This window comes from Cognatiyoonia sp. IB215182 (assembly GCF_033963905.1).
In the GTDB taxonomy this organism is placed as follows: Bacteria; Pseudomonadota; Alphaproteobacteria; order Rhodobacterales; family Rhodobacteraceae; genus Yoonia.
The window spans coordinates 19,314-33,812 of record NZ_JAXBMB010000002.1; the positions used below are offsets into that span (position 1 = coordinate 19,314).

A 14,499-nucleotide genomic window follows, 5' to 3' on the forward strand; every position below is an offset into this window, starting at 1 on the left:
GCGTCAAAACATGTCTTGCGCCGAAGGCGCTCCTTTCAATCAGAGCTGCCGCAAAACAGCACCAGGGTTCATGATGCCCAGCGGATCAAGCGCGTCCTTTACCGCCCGCAGCATCGCGCGCTTCGCGGGGTCGGCATAGCGCTCCAGATCCTCCACCTTCAACCTCCCGACACCGTGTTCTGCGCTGACGGAACCCTCCATTTCGTGGACCAAATCGTGGATCACCCGTTTCACCAAAGGCCGCTCTGTCTCGTAATCGGCGCGGCTCAGTCCCCGCGTCGGGAACACGTTGTAATGGAGGTTTCCGTCGCCAAGGTGGCCGAAACAATTGATGCGAAACGCGCCAATCTCGGCAAGAAGCTGCGGCGCACGCTGAATGAAGGCGGGGATGGCGCTTAGGGGCACCGAGATATCGTGCGAACTGACCGACCCAATCCGGCGGTTCGCCTCGGGGATGCTTTCGCGGATATGCCAGAAATCATCACGCTGTCCCATGTTCTGGGCGATCACGCCGTCGTCGACAAGGCCTTGCTCCGACGCCTCCACAAACAGGTTTTCCAGCGCCTCTTCCGGTGCCAATCCGGCAGGCAAACCGACGTCAATCAGCACGCACCATTCTGGCGCGTCGTCGAAGGGCACCCGAACGTCCGGCCCGACTTCCGCAAGAAAATCAAAGCCTTGGCGATGCATGATCTCGAATGCCGAAATGCCCTCGCCAATCTGATCACCCGCCAATGCCAGCAGGTGCAATGCGGCCTCAGGTGATGGCGCGGCCATCATGGCGGAACCCACCCTCGCCGGGCGGGGGCTAAGCTTCAGAGCCGCACCCGTAATGATCCCGAGCGTACCCTCCGCCCCAATCATCAGGTTGCGCAGGTCATAGCCGGTATTGTCTTTGCGTAGCCGGGTCAGCCCATGCCAGATCGACGCGTCCGGGCGCACGACCTCCAACCCCAGACATTGCGTGCGGGCATTGCCGTAGCGCAGCACATTCACTCCGCCGGCATTGGTAGAAAGCAGCCCGCCGATCCGCGCAGACCCTTCCGAGGCAAGCGATAGCGGAAAGAGCCGACCAGCCTCATCAGCGGCCTTCTGTATGTCGGCAAGGATCACGCCTGCGTCACAAACCAGAACGTTTTCAACGGGATAGACCTCGCGAATCCGGTTCATGCGTTCCAGCGACAGGACCACCGGCGCAGGCCCATCCTGCAGCAGTTGGCCGCCGACAAGGCCTGTTCCGCCTCCATAAGGCACGATCCCGATGCGTGCGGCAGCGCAGGCTTTAACGACAGCCGCGACCTCCTCCGTGCTGCCGGGCGCCACGACGTGGCCCTGGCCCGCCCAGCGCCCGCGTGGTTCGCTCAGGTAGGGCGTGCTGTCCTCTTTGAACGCCGCTGCGGGCAGCAAGTCGCGCAGTTTCGCTGCAAAATCATCCGTGACGGGGTTGAGCATTTTCACTGTCCTTTCAACCCTCTACATGGGCCAAAAGAGACACCAGTCCAACCCGATTTCAGGCGGCTTTCGCGGCTCCTTCGGCCAGTGCGCCCAGCTTGGCATAGGCAATCTCAGGATCAACTGCGCCAAAGCCTGCAAAGGTGCCGAAACCACAATCAGAGCCTGCGATGACGCGATCCGCCCCCACGATTTCCGTAAACCTTTCAATACGTTGCGCGACAAGCTCTGGATGCTCGACGAAGTTCGTCGTCGTATCCACAACGCCCGGCACCAGAACCTTACCATCCGGTATATCGCCTGCGCGGTCGCGGAAAACGGTCCATTCGTGGCCGTGACGGGGGTTTGAGGTCTCAAACAGCACGTAACGCGATTTGGTGGACATCAGCGTGTCGAACATCTTGGCCATCGGAATGTCGCAGATATGCGGCCCTTCGTAATTGCCCCAGCAGATATGCACGCGCACCTTGTCTTCGGGTACATCGGCCAGCGCGTGGTTCAGCGCCTCGACGTGGCTGCCTGCGATTTTCAGGAATTCATCATCGGACAAATCGTTAAACAACATGTGACGCGACAGCGCGAGGTCTGGGCAGTCGAGTTGCAGATCAAGGCCAGAGGCGACGATGGTTTCATATTCCGCCTTCATCGCATCGGCCAAGGCAGCCAGATAGGCCTCGCGCGTTTTGTAGAAATCATTCTGCAAAAACAATGAGATCACTCCGGGCGAGGCGGCATTCATGAAGCCGCGTTCAACGCCATGCGCGGCCATCGCCGCCTTGAGATTGGCGATGTCCTTTTCGAGCTCGCCCTGGCCTTTTGATTTCACCTCACCCACACACATTGGCCGTGCATATTGCGGGGTGCCGCCGTCATCGGCCAAGCGCTTGAGAAAGCTGGGGAACTTCTTCAAGTCAGCGGGTGCATTGCGCGGGCTGTCGCCGTCGAAACCGGTATAGCGATCCTTCACGTAGGTCGCGTAGCTGATCTTGGAGGTCTCGCCATCGCTCACGATATCAATCCCCGCATCCACTTGTTTCTTCACGGTTTCTGAGACGGCTTCGGTCATTGTGGCATCGAAGTCGGCCTGATCATAAGGCTTGCCATGCTCACGGGCGAAGATGAAATCGACTACATCCTGTGTGCGCGGCAGAGAGCCCGTGTGAGTTGTTAAGACTTTGGCCATTTGCGGCGCCTCCCTTCGTATTCATTGCGTACAGAACCTGTACAGATGTTGTACGTACAGCTGTCAGACGGCTGCGCCGTTAACCTTTCCAAGTCGGCCCGGCCGGATCATCGGTGGCGATCACGTGAAAAAGGCTCGCCTCACCTGTCATCGCCGGAACGGCGGTGTGCATCAGGTTCTCCGGGACAGAGACTGTGTCGCCGGGGTTCAGCGTCGCCTCTCCCCCGTCCCAGAGCAGCCGCCAGTGCCCGCGCATGGGCATCAGGACGGAGGGGCGGTCATGCTGGTGCATCTTCGTGGTCGCGGACGCGCGGGTGAGAAAGCTGACCTCGAACCCAGGTTTGTCGGGCAGCATCCCGTCTGCGCCGATCACGCGCGCGGGTGCGCGGTCTGCCACGGCCACCATATCCCAATAGCGGGCCACGTGGCGCGGGATCACCTGGGCCGTTGTGGGTTCAGGGTAGGCTTGTAGCTCATCCTCTGTCAGCAGCGGCATGGGGCCGAGACCTGCGGGAAGGTCCTGCCCCTTTTTGCTGTCATAGAGCTTGCCGTTTTCGCAGAGGACCAGCCCGTGATCTCGCGCGTCTTCGATCACCTGCGGCGCCCAGATCACGCCGCCGCCGGCATCATCACCGCCCAGGATTGCCATGATCATCCCGTAGTCAGTGCCGATATTCTCAAACCCCCGAAAGATGCCGGTAGGGATGTTGAAGATATCGCCCTCTTCCAGCACAACCTCGCCCGCCGTGCCATGCCGGCCCCAGAAGAAGCGCCAGCGGCCCTTGAGGACAAAGAACACCTCTGCCGTGCGGTGACTGTGCAGCGAGTTGCGGCACTTTGGCGGCTGGCCTGCGGCGCCAATGTTGAAGCCATGCGGGATCGCGATATGGACATGCTGGTCAGGGCTTTCGGAGACGCCGCCGCCGATGATCGTGAAGTTCTCTTTCTGATCGGACCCCGGTGTATGCGCGTCGATAAAGGCCGTCTTGCAGGGGCGCAGATCGCCGTAACGCACGATGCGGTTTTCCATCTCGGCGGGCGTCATGACTTGTCCTTGGTGTCTTGCAGAAGGGCGGATGGGTCTTCGCCCAGTGCGGTCAGACGGTCCGCCAGAACGCCGATCTGGCGGTTGAGTTCGTTGAGACGGGGCCCCAGCAGGTCGGCGATTTCGGCTTCGGTGAAACGGGGCGTGATGTATTGCGGGCAGTTCCAGTCTTGCGCAACAAGGCGGATGGTCACTAGACGCTCGGCAGGCCCCTGCCCCTCTTGGGCAAGTTTCTGCGCCAGCTCAGGGTTCTCGTCCGCCGCGATCATGCTGGCATGCCCGATCAGCTTGAGCCGCGCCCGGCGTGGGTAATCCATCAGGATCAATGAGACCTTATCATTGGTCTGCAGGTTGCCTGACGTGATGAACTGCTGGTTGCCCCGGTAATCGGCAAAGCCGAGCGTGTCGGTGTCGATCACTTTCAGGAAACCGGCGGGGCCGCCGCGATGCTGGATATAGGGCCAACCGGTTTCGGCGATGCTGGCCATGTAGAAGGACGTGCGGCTTTCGATGAAGGCGATCGCGTCGGGCTGCAATCCATCGGTCAGCCGCGTTTCGTAGACCCGTTCATATTTGTCGCGCATGCCTGCCCCGGCCTGCGCCTGCTTGGCCGCGTCGCTGAAAAGGTGTTTCGCGTAACTGTCCATCATGTGCCCTGCATCAGGATCTGCTTCCAGATCGCCACCTCGTCGTAAAGCGCCCATTCGCGACGGAGGCCGATCCCGTCCGGCCCGTACGGCCCAAACTCTGCATGGGCCATCCCCATGACATGGACCTCGGCCCCCGTCGGCTCTCCAAACGCACCCCATCCGTCATGCGTTCCGTCCAGCGACCAGCGGATTGCAGCACGGGGCGGCATCATGTCGGCATCCATCCCGATCTGGTGATGGATCTTGAATTCGGCATGCGGAAAAGAGGACCGCAGACCGATCCAGAATGCGAGCACGCCATCCCAGCCCAAGGCGCGTGTTGCGCCCGCATATTCACCGATCACAGCACGGTCATAGCTGTCCCGGATATGGGCAAAGTCGTGATCCATAGTCCGGGTGAGCGTGTCGGCATAGCGCTGCCCCCAGGCATTGTCATTGCCTGTCCCATGATAGCCGCCATCGACATCCGCATCTGGCGTGAAGGGCCTGTTGGCTTTTTGCGCCCCGCCCTCTTTCGCGATCAGATCAGCGGCATAGTCACGCGGCGCCATGCCGAGTTGCCGGACGATGCCGCCGTAATCGCGCACCAGCCATTCATCGTAGATCGTGTCCTCTTTCGCGGCACAATCTGCGATGACATAGGCCTGCCAATGGCGCCCGGTGGCAGGGCCGAACTGACCGTCCTGCAGATGGGTCGCCTTGGTGATGATCCGGTGTGAGGAAAGATATCCGACCGCATCATCACCCGACCAGATCACATCTTCCCCCAGCAATTCCCGGTCAGGGAATTCGTTCACCGTGGCCATGGTGGAGGCAATGACGGCCTTGTTGCCACGGCTGACCCCCATTGGTGTCCGCACCGGAATGTCGGGCGCATAGTAATGTGTCAGCGTGCCGATCCCGCGCTCTTCCCAGATCTCTTTCGTGATGCCGATGATGTAATCGGGGAAGTCTTTCCAGCGGTTGGAAAAGCCTTTCATGGGCGCGGTCCTTTGCGTGGGCGGGTGCTGCCACGCTCGATCAGCGGGCTTTCGATTTCGATGTGCCGGGTGGGGCTGGACGGGTCTTCAATCCGGGTCAGAAGCGCCTCAACCGTCGCGTCGACCATGCGGTTCAGCGGCTGGCGCATCGTCGTGAGGTCATAGGCGGCCCAGGCGGCGAGCGGCACATCGTCATAGCCAATTACCGCGACATCATAGGGCACGCGAAGCCCCAGCTTGCCGCGCAGCGTGTCCATCACCGCAAAGGCCATGTGGTCGTTACCAGCGAAGATCGCATCGGGCGGATTGGGGCCTGTAATGAGCGTCTCAGTCGCGTTGGCGGCAACGTCGCGCCGGTACATTCCGTCGATGATCTGCGGTGTGATCCCGGCTTCTGCTAGCCGCGCACAAAAGCCCTGTTGCCGGTCGCGTCCGGTCGATGAGCCTTGCCAGCCGCTGATATGCGCGGGCCGCTGATGGCCGCAGGCGAGCAGGAAATCCGCCGCATCCCATCCGCCCTGCACATTGGCTGAAGTGACGCTGGAAACATCCGCGCCGTCCTGCCCGCGATTGAACATGACGACGGGGATGCCCGCCGCGTTGCAGCGGTCTGTCAGATCATTGGTCATAGCCACGGAGGCGGTGATGATCCCGTCCACCTGATAGTCCAGCAGCTGTTGCATCACCTCTTCGATATCCGCCCTGCTGTTTGCGGCGGTAAAGACCAGGATATGATAGCCCTGTTCTTGCAGCGCATTCGACAGCCGTTCGAGTGCATGCGGGTAGAATTGGTTATCGAGATACGCGACGACGAGCGCGATAATCCGGCTTTTGCCGGTGATCATCGCGCGGGCCATCATGTTGGGGCGGTAGCCGAGTTCCGCCGCCGCCTTGCGCACTTTCTCAATCGTTTTCGCGCTCGCCGACGCGCCGGGCGTGAAGACCCGGCTGACGGCTGACTGACTGACGCCCGCGCGTTCGGCAACTTGGAGGGAGGTGACTTTTTCCATCAATCCGCCGTCCAGCCGCCATCGATCAGCATATGCGTGCCTGTCATCATCGCGGATGCGTCTGAGGCGAGGTAGACCACTGGCCCCATGATATCACTCACCTCGCCCACGCGGCCCAGTTTGATCTTGTCCATGATCCAGGCGACGCGGTCGGGGTTCTGGAAGGTGGGTTCGGTCAGGGGCGTGCGGATGAAGGTGGGGCAGATCGTATTCACGCGAATGCCGTGCTTGCCCCATTCGATGGCCATCGCCTTCGTGAAGCCCTCAACTGCGTGTTTGGTGGCGCAATAGACAGCGCGGTCGATGCCGCCCACAAAGGCCATCTGGCTGGTGATGTTGATCAGGCTGCCGGGTTTGCCTGCATCCGCCAGGCCCTTGGCGACAGCACGGGTCAGAAAATATGCGCCTTTGAAGTTGAGGTTCGCGACGGCGTCGAAGTCAGGCTCCGTCGTCTCCAAGGCTGGCGTGTGGATGGCAAGACCCGCGGCGTTGACGAGGATATCGAAGGGGTCATTTGCAGCGACCGCCTCCTCGGTTGCCGGAATGTCCGCCACGTCGAGAGGAAGGACGTCGGCGGTCAGGCCGGCGTCAGTCATTTGGCTGGCGATGTCCTTGAGTTTATCCTCGCTGCGCGCGGCGAGCGTGACCGTGGCACCCGCCTGCCCCAAGGCCACGGCGCAGCCGAGGCCGATGCCCGAGGAGGCGCCTGTGACCAAGGCGCGTTTGCCGGTCAGGCTGAAGGACGGGGTTTGAGGAAGTGTCATGGGGTATTTCCTGTGGCCGGTGTCGGAGCCTCCGGCGGGAGTATTTTTGGCAAGATGATGATGAGAGCTATTCGGCGGCTGTGCCATAGGCCACGTTTTTGCCGCCATAGCGGCGGACGCGGATGTTGCATTGTTCAGCGTGGCCGACGAAGCCTTCGAGCATGCAGAGGCGGGAGCCGTATTCGCCGACAAGCGTTGCGGCTTCATCGGTCAGCACCTTCTGATAGCTGTGGGTTTTCAGGAACTTGCCGACCCAGAGACCACCCGTGTAGCGCCCGGCCTTTTTGGTGGGCAGGGTGTGGTTCGTGCCGATGACCTTGTCGCCGTTCGCCACATTCGTTCGGGGGCCGAGAAAGAGCGCGCCGTAGCAGGTCATGTTTTCGAGGAACCAATCGTCGCGGTCGGTCATGACCTGGACATGCTCTGACGCGATTTCATCGGCCATCTGCAGCATTTCGTCGTAAGTGCCACATAGGATGACCTCGCCGTAGTCCTCCCACGAGGTCCGCGCGGTTTCGGCGGTAGGCAGGATGTCGAGGATACGGTCGATCTCGGACATCGTGTCGCGCGCCAGTTTTTCGGAATTGGTGAGCAGAACGGCAGGGGAATTGTAGCCGTGTTCGGCCTGCCCCAGCAGATCGGTGGCGCAAAGCTCCGCATCAACCGTCTCATCGGCGATCACCATCGTCTCGGTCGGACCCGCGAAAAGGTCAATGCCGACGCGTCCGAAAAGCTGCCGTTTCGCCTCGGCCACAAAGGCATTACCGGGGCCGACGATCATGTGCACGGGGTCGATGGTCTCAGTGCCCAGCGCCATCGCGCCCACGGCCTGCATGCCACCCAACACGTAGATCTCATGCGCGCCGCCCAGATGCATCGCGGCCACGATAGCCGGATGCGGCGCGCCGTTTTGTGGTGGGGCGGAAGCGATGATGCGGGGGACTTCGGCCACGGATGCGGTCAGGACCGACATATGCGCGGACGCGACCATGGGGAACTTGCCGCCGGGCACATAGCAGCCCACGGATTGGACCGGGATGTTCTTGTGGCCGAGGATCACGCCGGGGAGCGTTTCGACCTCGATATCAGTCATTGAAGCCCGCTGCGCCAGCGCGAAGTTGCGGATCTGGTCCTGTGCGAATTTGATATCGTCCATGTCACGGGCAGAGACTTTGGACATCGCCGCCTCGATTTCGGATTGGGTCAGCCGGAAGCTGGGGGGCGAATACTTGTCGAATTTTTCCGACAATTCCCTCACCGCCGCATCGCCGCGTGTTTCGATGTCTTTCAGCGTGTCCTCGACGATCTTGCGGACCTTGGCGTCGTCCTCGGCGCGCTCAGCCTCTGGCTTGCCGGATTTGAGGTAGGTGATGGCCATCTCGTACGCTCCCTATACCGGATTACTCTGGTGCGGCAGGTGTCGCACTGCCGTTGTCGTAATTCTCCCAGCCGTGACCAGCGAAGACATCGACGCCAATCTGCGCCATTACCGCGGGGAAATCGACCGAGACGGGGTTGTCGGCAATCCGGCCATCTTCGACCCGCCAGAAATCCATATAGGGGATTTTCACCCGCTTGCCGGTGGCGGCCACGCCCATGAACGTACCGGAATGGGTCGCCTCAATATGGCCGAAACAGGCGGCCCAATCACCGTCGGCGAGGAACTTTTCCGTCTTGTAGTCGCGGTCAGTGAACGCGGCGCGTAGCGGCAATTGCCAGTTGCGGCGAAATTCCTCAACCCCTTTTTTGGTGCCGCAGCCCTGATTGCCGCGCCACAGAAAGTCGGGCGTGAAATAGGCGTACATGTCGTTCTCACCGGCGGCGAGCCCGTCTTCCATGCGTTTAACAGCGGCCAGGGTGGCGGCGGATTGGGCATCATGGCTCATGTCAGCCGCTCCCCCGTTTCGGCGTGGAAAAGGTGGCAAATCTCGGCAGGGATGTGTGCGCTGACCGCGTCGTCGATTTCGGCGCGATAATCCTTGGCTGACTTGACCGAGATGATCGTTCCGCCCGCACGCATTGTGACCATCGTCGCTTCGCCCAAGAGTTCCAGCGAATAGACGATGGAATTGACCTCTCCCCCCGCCGCGACCACGCTGGCATCTTCGGCGCGGAAGCCCAAGGTGACGGGGCCATTATGCTGGCTGGGCAGGCCGGGAATGCTGATGTTTTCGCCCATGAAGGTGCCGTTTTCCAACTGCCCGTCCATCAGGTTCATGGCGGGCGAGCCGATGAAACCGGCGACAAAGGTGTTGGACGGTCGGTCATAAATGTCGGTCGGTGTGCCGACCTGTTGGACAACGCCCTTGTTCATGACCACGACACGGTCGGCGAGCGTCATCGCCTCAATCTGGTCGTGGGTCACGTAGATGGTTGTCGTCTTGAGTTCATGGCTGAGGTTCTTGATCTGTGCGCGGGTTGAGACGCGCAGTTTGGCGTCCAAGTTCGACAGCGGCTCATCCATCAGGAAGACATTGGGTTCGCGCACCACGGCGCGGGCCAAGGCGACGCGCTGGCGCTGACCACCTGACAATTCCGCCGGTTTACGGTGCAGGAAATCATCCAGTTCCACCATGGCCGAGGCGCGTTTGACCCGCGCATCGTGCTCCGATTGCGGCACGCCGCGGACCTTTAGCGGAAAGCGGATATTGTCGTAGACGTTCATGTTCGGATAGAGCGCGTAGGATTGGAACACCATCGCCACATCGCGGTCCTTGGGGTCGAGATCGTTGATCCGGTTCCCGTCGACCAGAATGTCACCGCCCGACGCATCCTCGAGCCCCGCGATCATGCGCATGGTGGTGGTCTTGCCGCAGCCTGACGGACCAAGGAGCACGAGGAATTCCTGATCGGCAATGGTCAGGTTGAACTCCTTCACGCCGACGAAAGAGCCCCACCGTTTGGTGACATTGCGCAGTTCGATCTCTGCCATGTGCGACCCCTTGCATACGTTTGCAAAAAGCTTCGCCCGATTCCAGAGATCAGGCAAGCCCCTAATTATCTGTCTTGCGACAGAACAGATTTTTCGAAATGTTTCTTGCGTGCTTATACTATTTGCAGCTTAACTTGCAAACGTATGCAATGCTGCCGCGATTCGACGGCGATGGACAATAATGCGCCAAACGAAGGCGCGATACCGCGCGGGACGGGCCGCGCAGACCAACAACTGGGAGAGTATAAGCATATGACATTTATCAGGAATTTTGCGCTTGGCTCGGCACTTGCCGTACTGAGCACGACAACCGCCTTCGCAGGTGGGCATGCTGATTGTGGTGATGGCCGGCTGAGCATCATTGGCAACGAATTCCCCGCGATCCAGACCGTCGCGGCAGCCGCAGTGGCCTGTGCGGGCGACGGCGCGGAGTCGAATCTGACCGCTGACCACCAATCGCTGAACGTGCCCGGCATGACCGGCAATCCGGCCGAATATACCACGGCGATTGTCGCCAATTCGTCCATCGTTGCGCTGATCAATGAGGACGTGATCCGCCCGCTCGATGACCTCGTTGCCGCGTTCGGGCAGGACATTCCGCGCCAGCAATTGATCACGGTGGACGGCCAGATCATGGCTGTCGCCTTCATGGCGAACAGCCAGAACCTCGTCTACCGCGCGGATGTGCTGGAAGAGATCGGTGTGGACGTGCCCACATCTTACGAAGAGGTCCTGGAGGCCGCTGAAATGATCCGCGCGGCAGGCATTATGGAAAACCCTGTGGGGGGTGCCTATGCGGCGGGTTGGAACCTCGCGCAGGAATTCACCAACATGTATCTGGGCACCGGTGGCGCGTTCTTTGAACCCGGAACAGCTGAGGTCGGCATCAACAATGCCCAAGGTGTTGAGGCGCTGGAGATGATGAAGGCGCTGACCGAATACATGAACCCCGACTACCTGACCCATGACAGCAACGCGACCTCGGCTGAATGGGAAGCGGGCAATGTCGCCTTGATGAATATGTGGGGCAGCCGGACGGGTGTTTTGATGGATGCGGAAGGGTCGGCGCCAGAAGTGTACGAGAACACGATGACTTCCGGTCCGCTGACCGTTGGCGATAGCGGTCGGCCTGCGAACACGCTTTGGTGGGATGGCTGGACCGTGGCCAAGAATATCAGTGACGCCGATGCAGAGACAACATTCAAGGCCATGATGGCCGGTGTCTCACCGGATATCCTGACAGATGAGACGATGGATCAGGCGGTGTGGCTGATGCCGAACTTTGAACCGCAGCCGGTGAATACCGGGGTGCTGGCCTCGGTCGCCGCAGGCTCCACCCCCTACCCGATGGTGCCGTTTCAGGGTCTCTTGCACACGGCACTTGGCGATAACATCGCGGATTTTCTGCAGGGCAATGAAAGCGCGGAGCAGACCCTGGCGGATATCGAGGCTGCCTATACTGCTGCCGCGAGAGAAAAGGGCTTCCTTCAGTAAGCCGAGCTTGTCTGAAAGAGGGTATTTTGCGCCCTCTTTCACTTCTCTTGACCTCACCGGGGCGCTGGTTTGATGAAACACAAGACATTCTTTTGGTTTGTTTTTCCGTCCGTCCTGCTGATGGTCGCGTTCATCGCATTGCCCATCGTCTCGGTCGTCACGCAGTCGCTTTACTCTGAACATGAACAGGTTGTGGTGGTCGTAGAGAACTGCGGCCCGTTCGGCTGCACGGAATCGACCGCCGTCGATCAGGAGGCGACACAAGCCCTGCGCGAGGCAGAGCCGTTGGGGAAATGGGCAGGCCTTGATATCTACACAGACCGCAACCACCTGGCCGTGGCCGAAGTGGCGGGCGCCTGGGTGAATGCCGACGGCTTGCCGGATTTCTGGCGAACGCTGATGAACCTGCCGTTTTACAGCGCGATGGCCTTTACACTGACCTACACCGCCATTGTTACGCCAATGACGATCATCCTGGGGTTCTTTGTTGCTATTGCGGTCAACTCCGTCGCGCGGTCTTTGCGGGGCCCCACGATCTTCCTGTCGCTCTTGCCGATGATCGTCACGCCGCTTGTCGGCGCGCTGATCCTCTTTTGGATGGTCGATGCGCGCGGCATTCTGGGGGCGGGCCTGCAATGGCTTGCCAATGATCCGTCGTTATCGGTGAAGGCGTCGACGCCGCTGATGTGGATCATGCTGATGGTTTACGGCACGTGGAGTTCGATCCCCTTTGCCTTCATCGTCTATTACGCGGGGCTGCAAACCGTGAACACCGACACGCTGGAGGCCGCGATGATTGACGGCGCCAGCCGGTGGGAGCGGATCCGTTATGTCGTGATCCCGCATCTGATGCCGCTGACGACCTTCATCGCGCTGATCCAGCTGATGGACAATTTCCGGGTGTTTGAGCCCATCATCTCGTTTGAAGCGCAGGCGCATGCCCGGTCCCTGTCCATCGCGATCTTCAATGATCTGGGTGGTGAAACGCGGCTTTTGTCTTCGGCGGCGGCGACTTCGGTGCTGACGATTATTTTTGTGGCGATCCTATTGTCGCCGGTGCTGATCCGCACCTGGCGCGACTTTGGCACCCAGAAATAGGAGCGCGCTGATGTCTGTTGCCACACGCCGTTCGCCCAGCATCCGCCTTCTCGCCACCGGGTTTCTGGCCCTGTGGCTGATCATGGCGGCCTTCCCGTTTCTGTGGACACTCTGGGGCTCGTTTAAGGTTGAGGGCGATTTCTTTTCCAAGGCGAATTGGGCCAATTCCATCATTGGCACATTGACGATTGTGGAAACAGGCGCGCGCTTCACGGGCGACGGCTATTATGGTGCTTGGATCCAAGAAGAGTTCTGGCGTGCGGCCCTCAACACACTGATCGTCTGTGTCTGCGTGGTGACGATTTCGCTGACTTGCGGGACGCTTGCGGGCTATGCACTGTCGCGCTCGCCCTATCGCTACGCGTTTTGGCTGCTTCTCTTCGCCCTGATCTTCCGGGCAATGCCGCCGATCACGCTGGTCTCTGGCTATCTGCTACCGTTTTTCGAATGGAACCTGTGGGGGCATCTGTCGACCACGATCATCGTACTCGTGGCGATCAACCAGCCCTTCACCTTGTGGATGCTGCATTCATTCTTCAAGAACATACCCCAAGACCTGGATGAAAGCGCGATGGTCGATGGCTGCACCCGGTTTCAGGCGTTTCGCCATGTGATCATCCCGGTCATGTGGCCAGGCGTGATCACGACGGGGCTGTTTTCGTTCCTGCTGGCGTACAATGATTTTGCGGTGACATCGATGTTGCTGAGCAAGGAAAACCAGACGATGGTTCCGAAGCTGGCGAGCTTTCTGGGCACGACCCAGACGAAGGGGAATGTGATGTTTGCGGTGGCGGCGGTTGTGTCGGTCACGGCACCGCTTTTCCTGATGATCGTGTTCTTTCAGCGGCAGATCGTATCCGGCCTGACTGCAGGGGCCGTGAAGGGCTAGGCGATGAGTTTTCAAGACGAGAAGGCGCTGGTGCGCGCCCATTATGATGCGCTGACGCGGGCAACGTACGAAACGGTTGCAGAGATTCTTTCCGAACGCACCAGCCCCAACTGGCACTGGCGCGGCATGCATCCGTTTCATGAGCAATATGGGGCGGAGGCTGTGGCGGCGAGTTTCTGGTCCCCCTTCCTGCAGTCCATGTCGCGGGTGCAACGGCGGCAGGATATGTTCATCGCCGGGCGCAATGAGATTGACGGCTTTCAATCCGTCTGGGTGATTTCGATGGGCCACCTGATGGGGCTGTTTGATGCGCCGTTTCTTGGGATCAAGCCCAAGGGGCGCATCGCGATGTTGCGTTATGCGGAGTTCAACAAGGTGGAAGGCGGCAGGATTGTCGAGACCGCCTTGTTCTGCGATCTGTTGCACCTGATGCGGCAGGCGGGCCAGTATCCCCTGCCCCCACAGACCGGCATGCATCTGGTGCAGCCCGGCCCGGCAACGCATGACGGACTGCATTTTGACGATGCGGACCCAGCACAGGGCGCCAAGACCTTGGCACTCGTCAACCGAATGATCGGCGACATCAACACCCACCAGAGATACAGCACGCCGCAAGAGGAGCTGGCCCAGACCTGGCACGATGATTTCATCTGGTGGGGACCCGAGGGGATTGGTGCCACCTACACGATTGATCGCTATATCGCGCAGCACCAACAGCCCTTCCGTACGCAGATCAAGGACCGGGTCTATAACGGCCATGTTTGCAGACTGGCCGAGGGGAATTTCGGCGGTTTCTTTGGTTGGGCCAACCTGACGGTAACCAATGCCGGTGGCTATATGGGATTACCGGCTGGAACACCTGCCGAAATGCGCGTGGTCGATCTTTATAGACGCGATGGCGATAAACTTGCCGAGAATTGGATCTTCATCGACATGTTGCATTTCCTGAACCTGCAAGGTTTGGATGTATTGGGGCGCATGACAGATTTTTAGCTAAAAATC

14 protein-coding genes are annotated in these 14,499 nt (G+C 60.1%); 4 read left to right on the forward strand and 10 right to left on the reverse strand.

Translation table 11 applies throughout. The features are described 5' to 3' along the window. Positions 1-39: 39 nt before the first annotated feature. From SLH47_RS03680 to SLH47_RS03725, 10 genes are all read right to left on the reverse strand, one after another. Positions 40-1,452, reverse strand: coding sequence for an FAD-binding oxidoreductase (locus SLH47_RS03680; protein ID WP_320238004.1), 1,413 nt, complete (start codon positions 1,450-1,452; stop codon positions 40-42). A 58-nt stretch (positions 1,453-1,510) separates the two neighbouring features. Continuing rightward, the gene (locus SLH47_RS03685) at positions 1,511-2,635 is read right to left on the reverse strand and encodes a cobalamin-independent methionine synthase II family protein (RefSeq protein ID WP_320238005.1); all 1,125 of its coding nucleotides are present in this window, start codon (positions 2,633-2,635) and stop codon (positions 1,511-1,513) included. 79 nt (positions 2,636-2,714) lie between these two features. Then, the gene (locus tag SLH47_RS03690; protein ID WP_320238006.1) at positions 2,715-3,680 is read right to left on the reverse strand and encodes a cupin domain-containing protein; all 966 of its coding nucleotides are present in this window, start codon (positions 3,678-3,680) and stop codon (positions 2,715-2,717) included. Further along, positions 3,677-4,327 carry a pyridoxamine 5'-phosphate oxidase family protein gene (locus SLH47_RS03695; protein ID WP_320238007.1) on the reverse strand — a complete coding sequence of 217 codons (651 nt, stop codon included), beginning with the start codon at positions 4,325-4,327 and terminating at the stop codon, positions 3,677-3,679. The genes SLH47_RS03690 and SLH47_RS03695 overlap by 4 nt, the downstream gene beginning before the upstream one ends. After that, positions 4,327-5,310, reverse strand: coding sequence for an ester cyclase (locus tag SLH47_RS03700; protein WP_320238008.1), 984 nt, complete (start codon positions 5,308-5,310; stop codon positions 4,327-4,329). Before SLH47_RS03700 ends, SLH47_RS03695 begins: the two co-directional genes overlap by 1 nt. Beyond that, complete coding sequence (locus SLH47_RS03705; protein ID WP_320238009.1) at positions 5,307-6,320, reverse strand: LacI family DNA-binding transcriptional regulator; 1,014 nt, start codon at positions 6,318-6,320, stop codon at positions 5,307-5,309. The genes SLH47_RS03700 and SLH47_RS03705 overlap by 4 nt, the downstream gene beginning before the upstream one ends. Beyond that, entirely contained in the window at positions 6,320-7,084 is a 765-nt protein-coding gene (locus SLH47_RS03710; RefSeq protein WP_320238010.1) for an SDR family NAD(P)-dependent oxidoreductase, read from the reverse strand. The genes SLH47_RS03705 and SLH47_RS03710 overlap by 1 nt, the downstream gene beginning before the upstream one ends. Positions 7,085-7,151: 67 nt before the next feature. Next, positions 7,152-8,462, reverse strand: a complete 1,311-nt coding sequence (gene hisD, locus SLH47_RS03715; RefSeq protein WP_320238011.1) for a histidinol dehydrogenase — start codon at positions 8,460-8,462, stop codon at positions 7,152-7,154. 22 nt (positions 8,463-8,484) lie between these two features. Continuing rightward, positions 8,485-8,970 (reverse strand): ester cyclase, encoded by a 486-nt coding sequence (locus SLH47_RS03720; RefSeq protein ID WP_320238012.1) that lies wholly within the window; start codon positions 8,968-8,970, stop codon positions 8,485-8,487. Continuing rightward, complete coding sequence (locus SLH47_RS03725) at positions 8,967-10,016, reverse strand: sn-glycerol-3-phosphate ABC transporter ATP-binding protein UgpC (RefSeq protein ID WP_320238013.1); 1,050 nt, start codon at positions 10,014-10,016, stop codon at positions 8,967-8,969. Before SLH47_RS03725 ends, SLH47_RS03720 begins: the two co-directional genes overlap by 4 nt. 252 nt (positions 10,017-10,268) lie before the next feature. Here SLH47_RS03725 and SLH47_RS03730 point away from each other — a divergent pair, with 252 nt between their 5' ends. The 4 genes from SLH47_RS03730 (at position 10,269) to SLH47_RS03745 (ending at position 14,490) form a co-directional block, all read left to right on the forward strand. After that, complete coding sequence (locus tag SLH47_RS03730) at positions 10,269-11,510, forward strand: ABC transporter substrate-binding protein (RefSeq protein ID WP_320238546.1); 1,242 nt, start codon at positions 10,269-10,271, stop codon at positions 11,508-11,510. A 72-nt stretch (positions 11,511-11,582) separates the two neighbouring features. After that, entirely contained in the window at positions 11,583-12,608 is a 1,026-nt protein-coding gene (locus tag SLH47_RS03735) for a sugar ABC transporter permease (protein ID WP_320238014.1), read from the forward strand. Positions 12,609-12,618: 10 nt separating this feature from the next. Beyond that, on the forward strand, positions 12,619-13,497 hold the full coding sequence (locus SLH47_RS03740; RefSeq protein ID WP_320238015.1) for a carbohydrate ABC transporter permease: 879 nt from the start codon (positions 12,619-12,621) through the stop codon (positions 13,495-13,497). 3 nt (positions 13,498-13,500) lie between these two features. Then, positions 13,501-14,490 (forward strand): nuclear transport factor 2 family protein, encoded by a 990-nt coding sequence (locus SLH47_RS03745; protein ID WP_320238016.1) that lies wholly within the window; start codon positions 13,501-13,503, stop codon positions 14,488-14,490. Positions 14,491-14,499 lie beyond the last annotated feature (9 nt).

Coding starts and splice junctions, on each gene's coding strand:
- SLH47_RS03680 (WP_320238004.1), bottom strand. CDS start 1,452: ATGCTCAACCCCGTCACGGATGATTTTGCAGCGAAACTGCGCGACTTG.
- SLH47_RS03685 (WP_320238005.1), bottom strand. CDS start 2,635: ATGGCCAAAGTCTTAACAACTCACACGGGCTCTCTGCCGCGCACACAG.
- SLH47_RS03690 (WP_320238006.1), bottom strand. CDS start 3,680: ATGACGCCCGCCGAGATGGAAAACCGCATCGTGCGTTACGGCGATCTG.
- SLH47_RS03695 (WP_320238007.1), bottom strand. CDS start 4,327: ATGGACAGTTACGCGAAACACCTTTTCAGCGACGCGGCCAAGCAGGCG.
- SLH47_RS03700 (WP_320238008.1), bottom strand. CDS start 5,310: ATGAAAGGCTTTTCCAACCGCTGGAAAGACTTCCCCGATTACATCATC.
- SLH47_RS03705 (WP_320238009.1), bottom strand. CDS start 6,320: ATGGAAAAAGTCACCTCCCTCCAAGTTGCCGAACGCGCGGGCGTCAGT.
- SLH47_RS03710 (WP_320238010.1), bottom strand. CDS start 7,084: ATGACACTTCCTCAAACCCCGTCCTTCAGCCTGACCGGCAAACGCGCC.
- hisD (WP_320238011.1), bottom strand. CDS start 8,462: ATGGCCATCACCTACCTCAAATCCGGCAAGCCAGAGGCTGAGCGCGCC.
- SLH47_RS03720 (WP_320238012.1), bottom strand. CDS start 8,970: ATGAGCCATGATGCCCAATCCGCCGCCACCCTGGCCGCTGTTAAACGC.
- SLH47_RS03725 (WP_320238013.1), bottom strand. CDS start 10,016: ATGGCAGAGATCGAACTGCGCAATGTCACCAAACGGTGGGGCTCTTTC.
- SLH47_RS03730 (WP_320238546.1), top strand. CDS start 10,269: ATGACATTTATCAGGAATTTTGCGCTTGGCTCGGCACTTGCCGTACTG.
- SLH47_RS03735 (WP_320238014.1), top strand. CDS start 11,583: ATGAAACACAAGACATTCTTTTGGTTTGTTTTTCCGTCCGTCCTGCTG.
- SLH47_RS03740 (WP_320238015.1), top strand. CDS start 12,619: ATGTCTGTTGCCACACGCCGTTCGCCCAGCATCCGCCTTCTCGCCACC.
- SLH47_RS03745 (WP_320238016.1), top strand. CDS start 13,501: ATGAGTTTTCAAGACGAGAAGGCGCTGGTGCGCGCCCATTATGATGCG.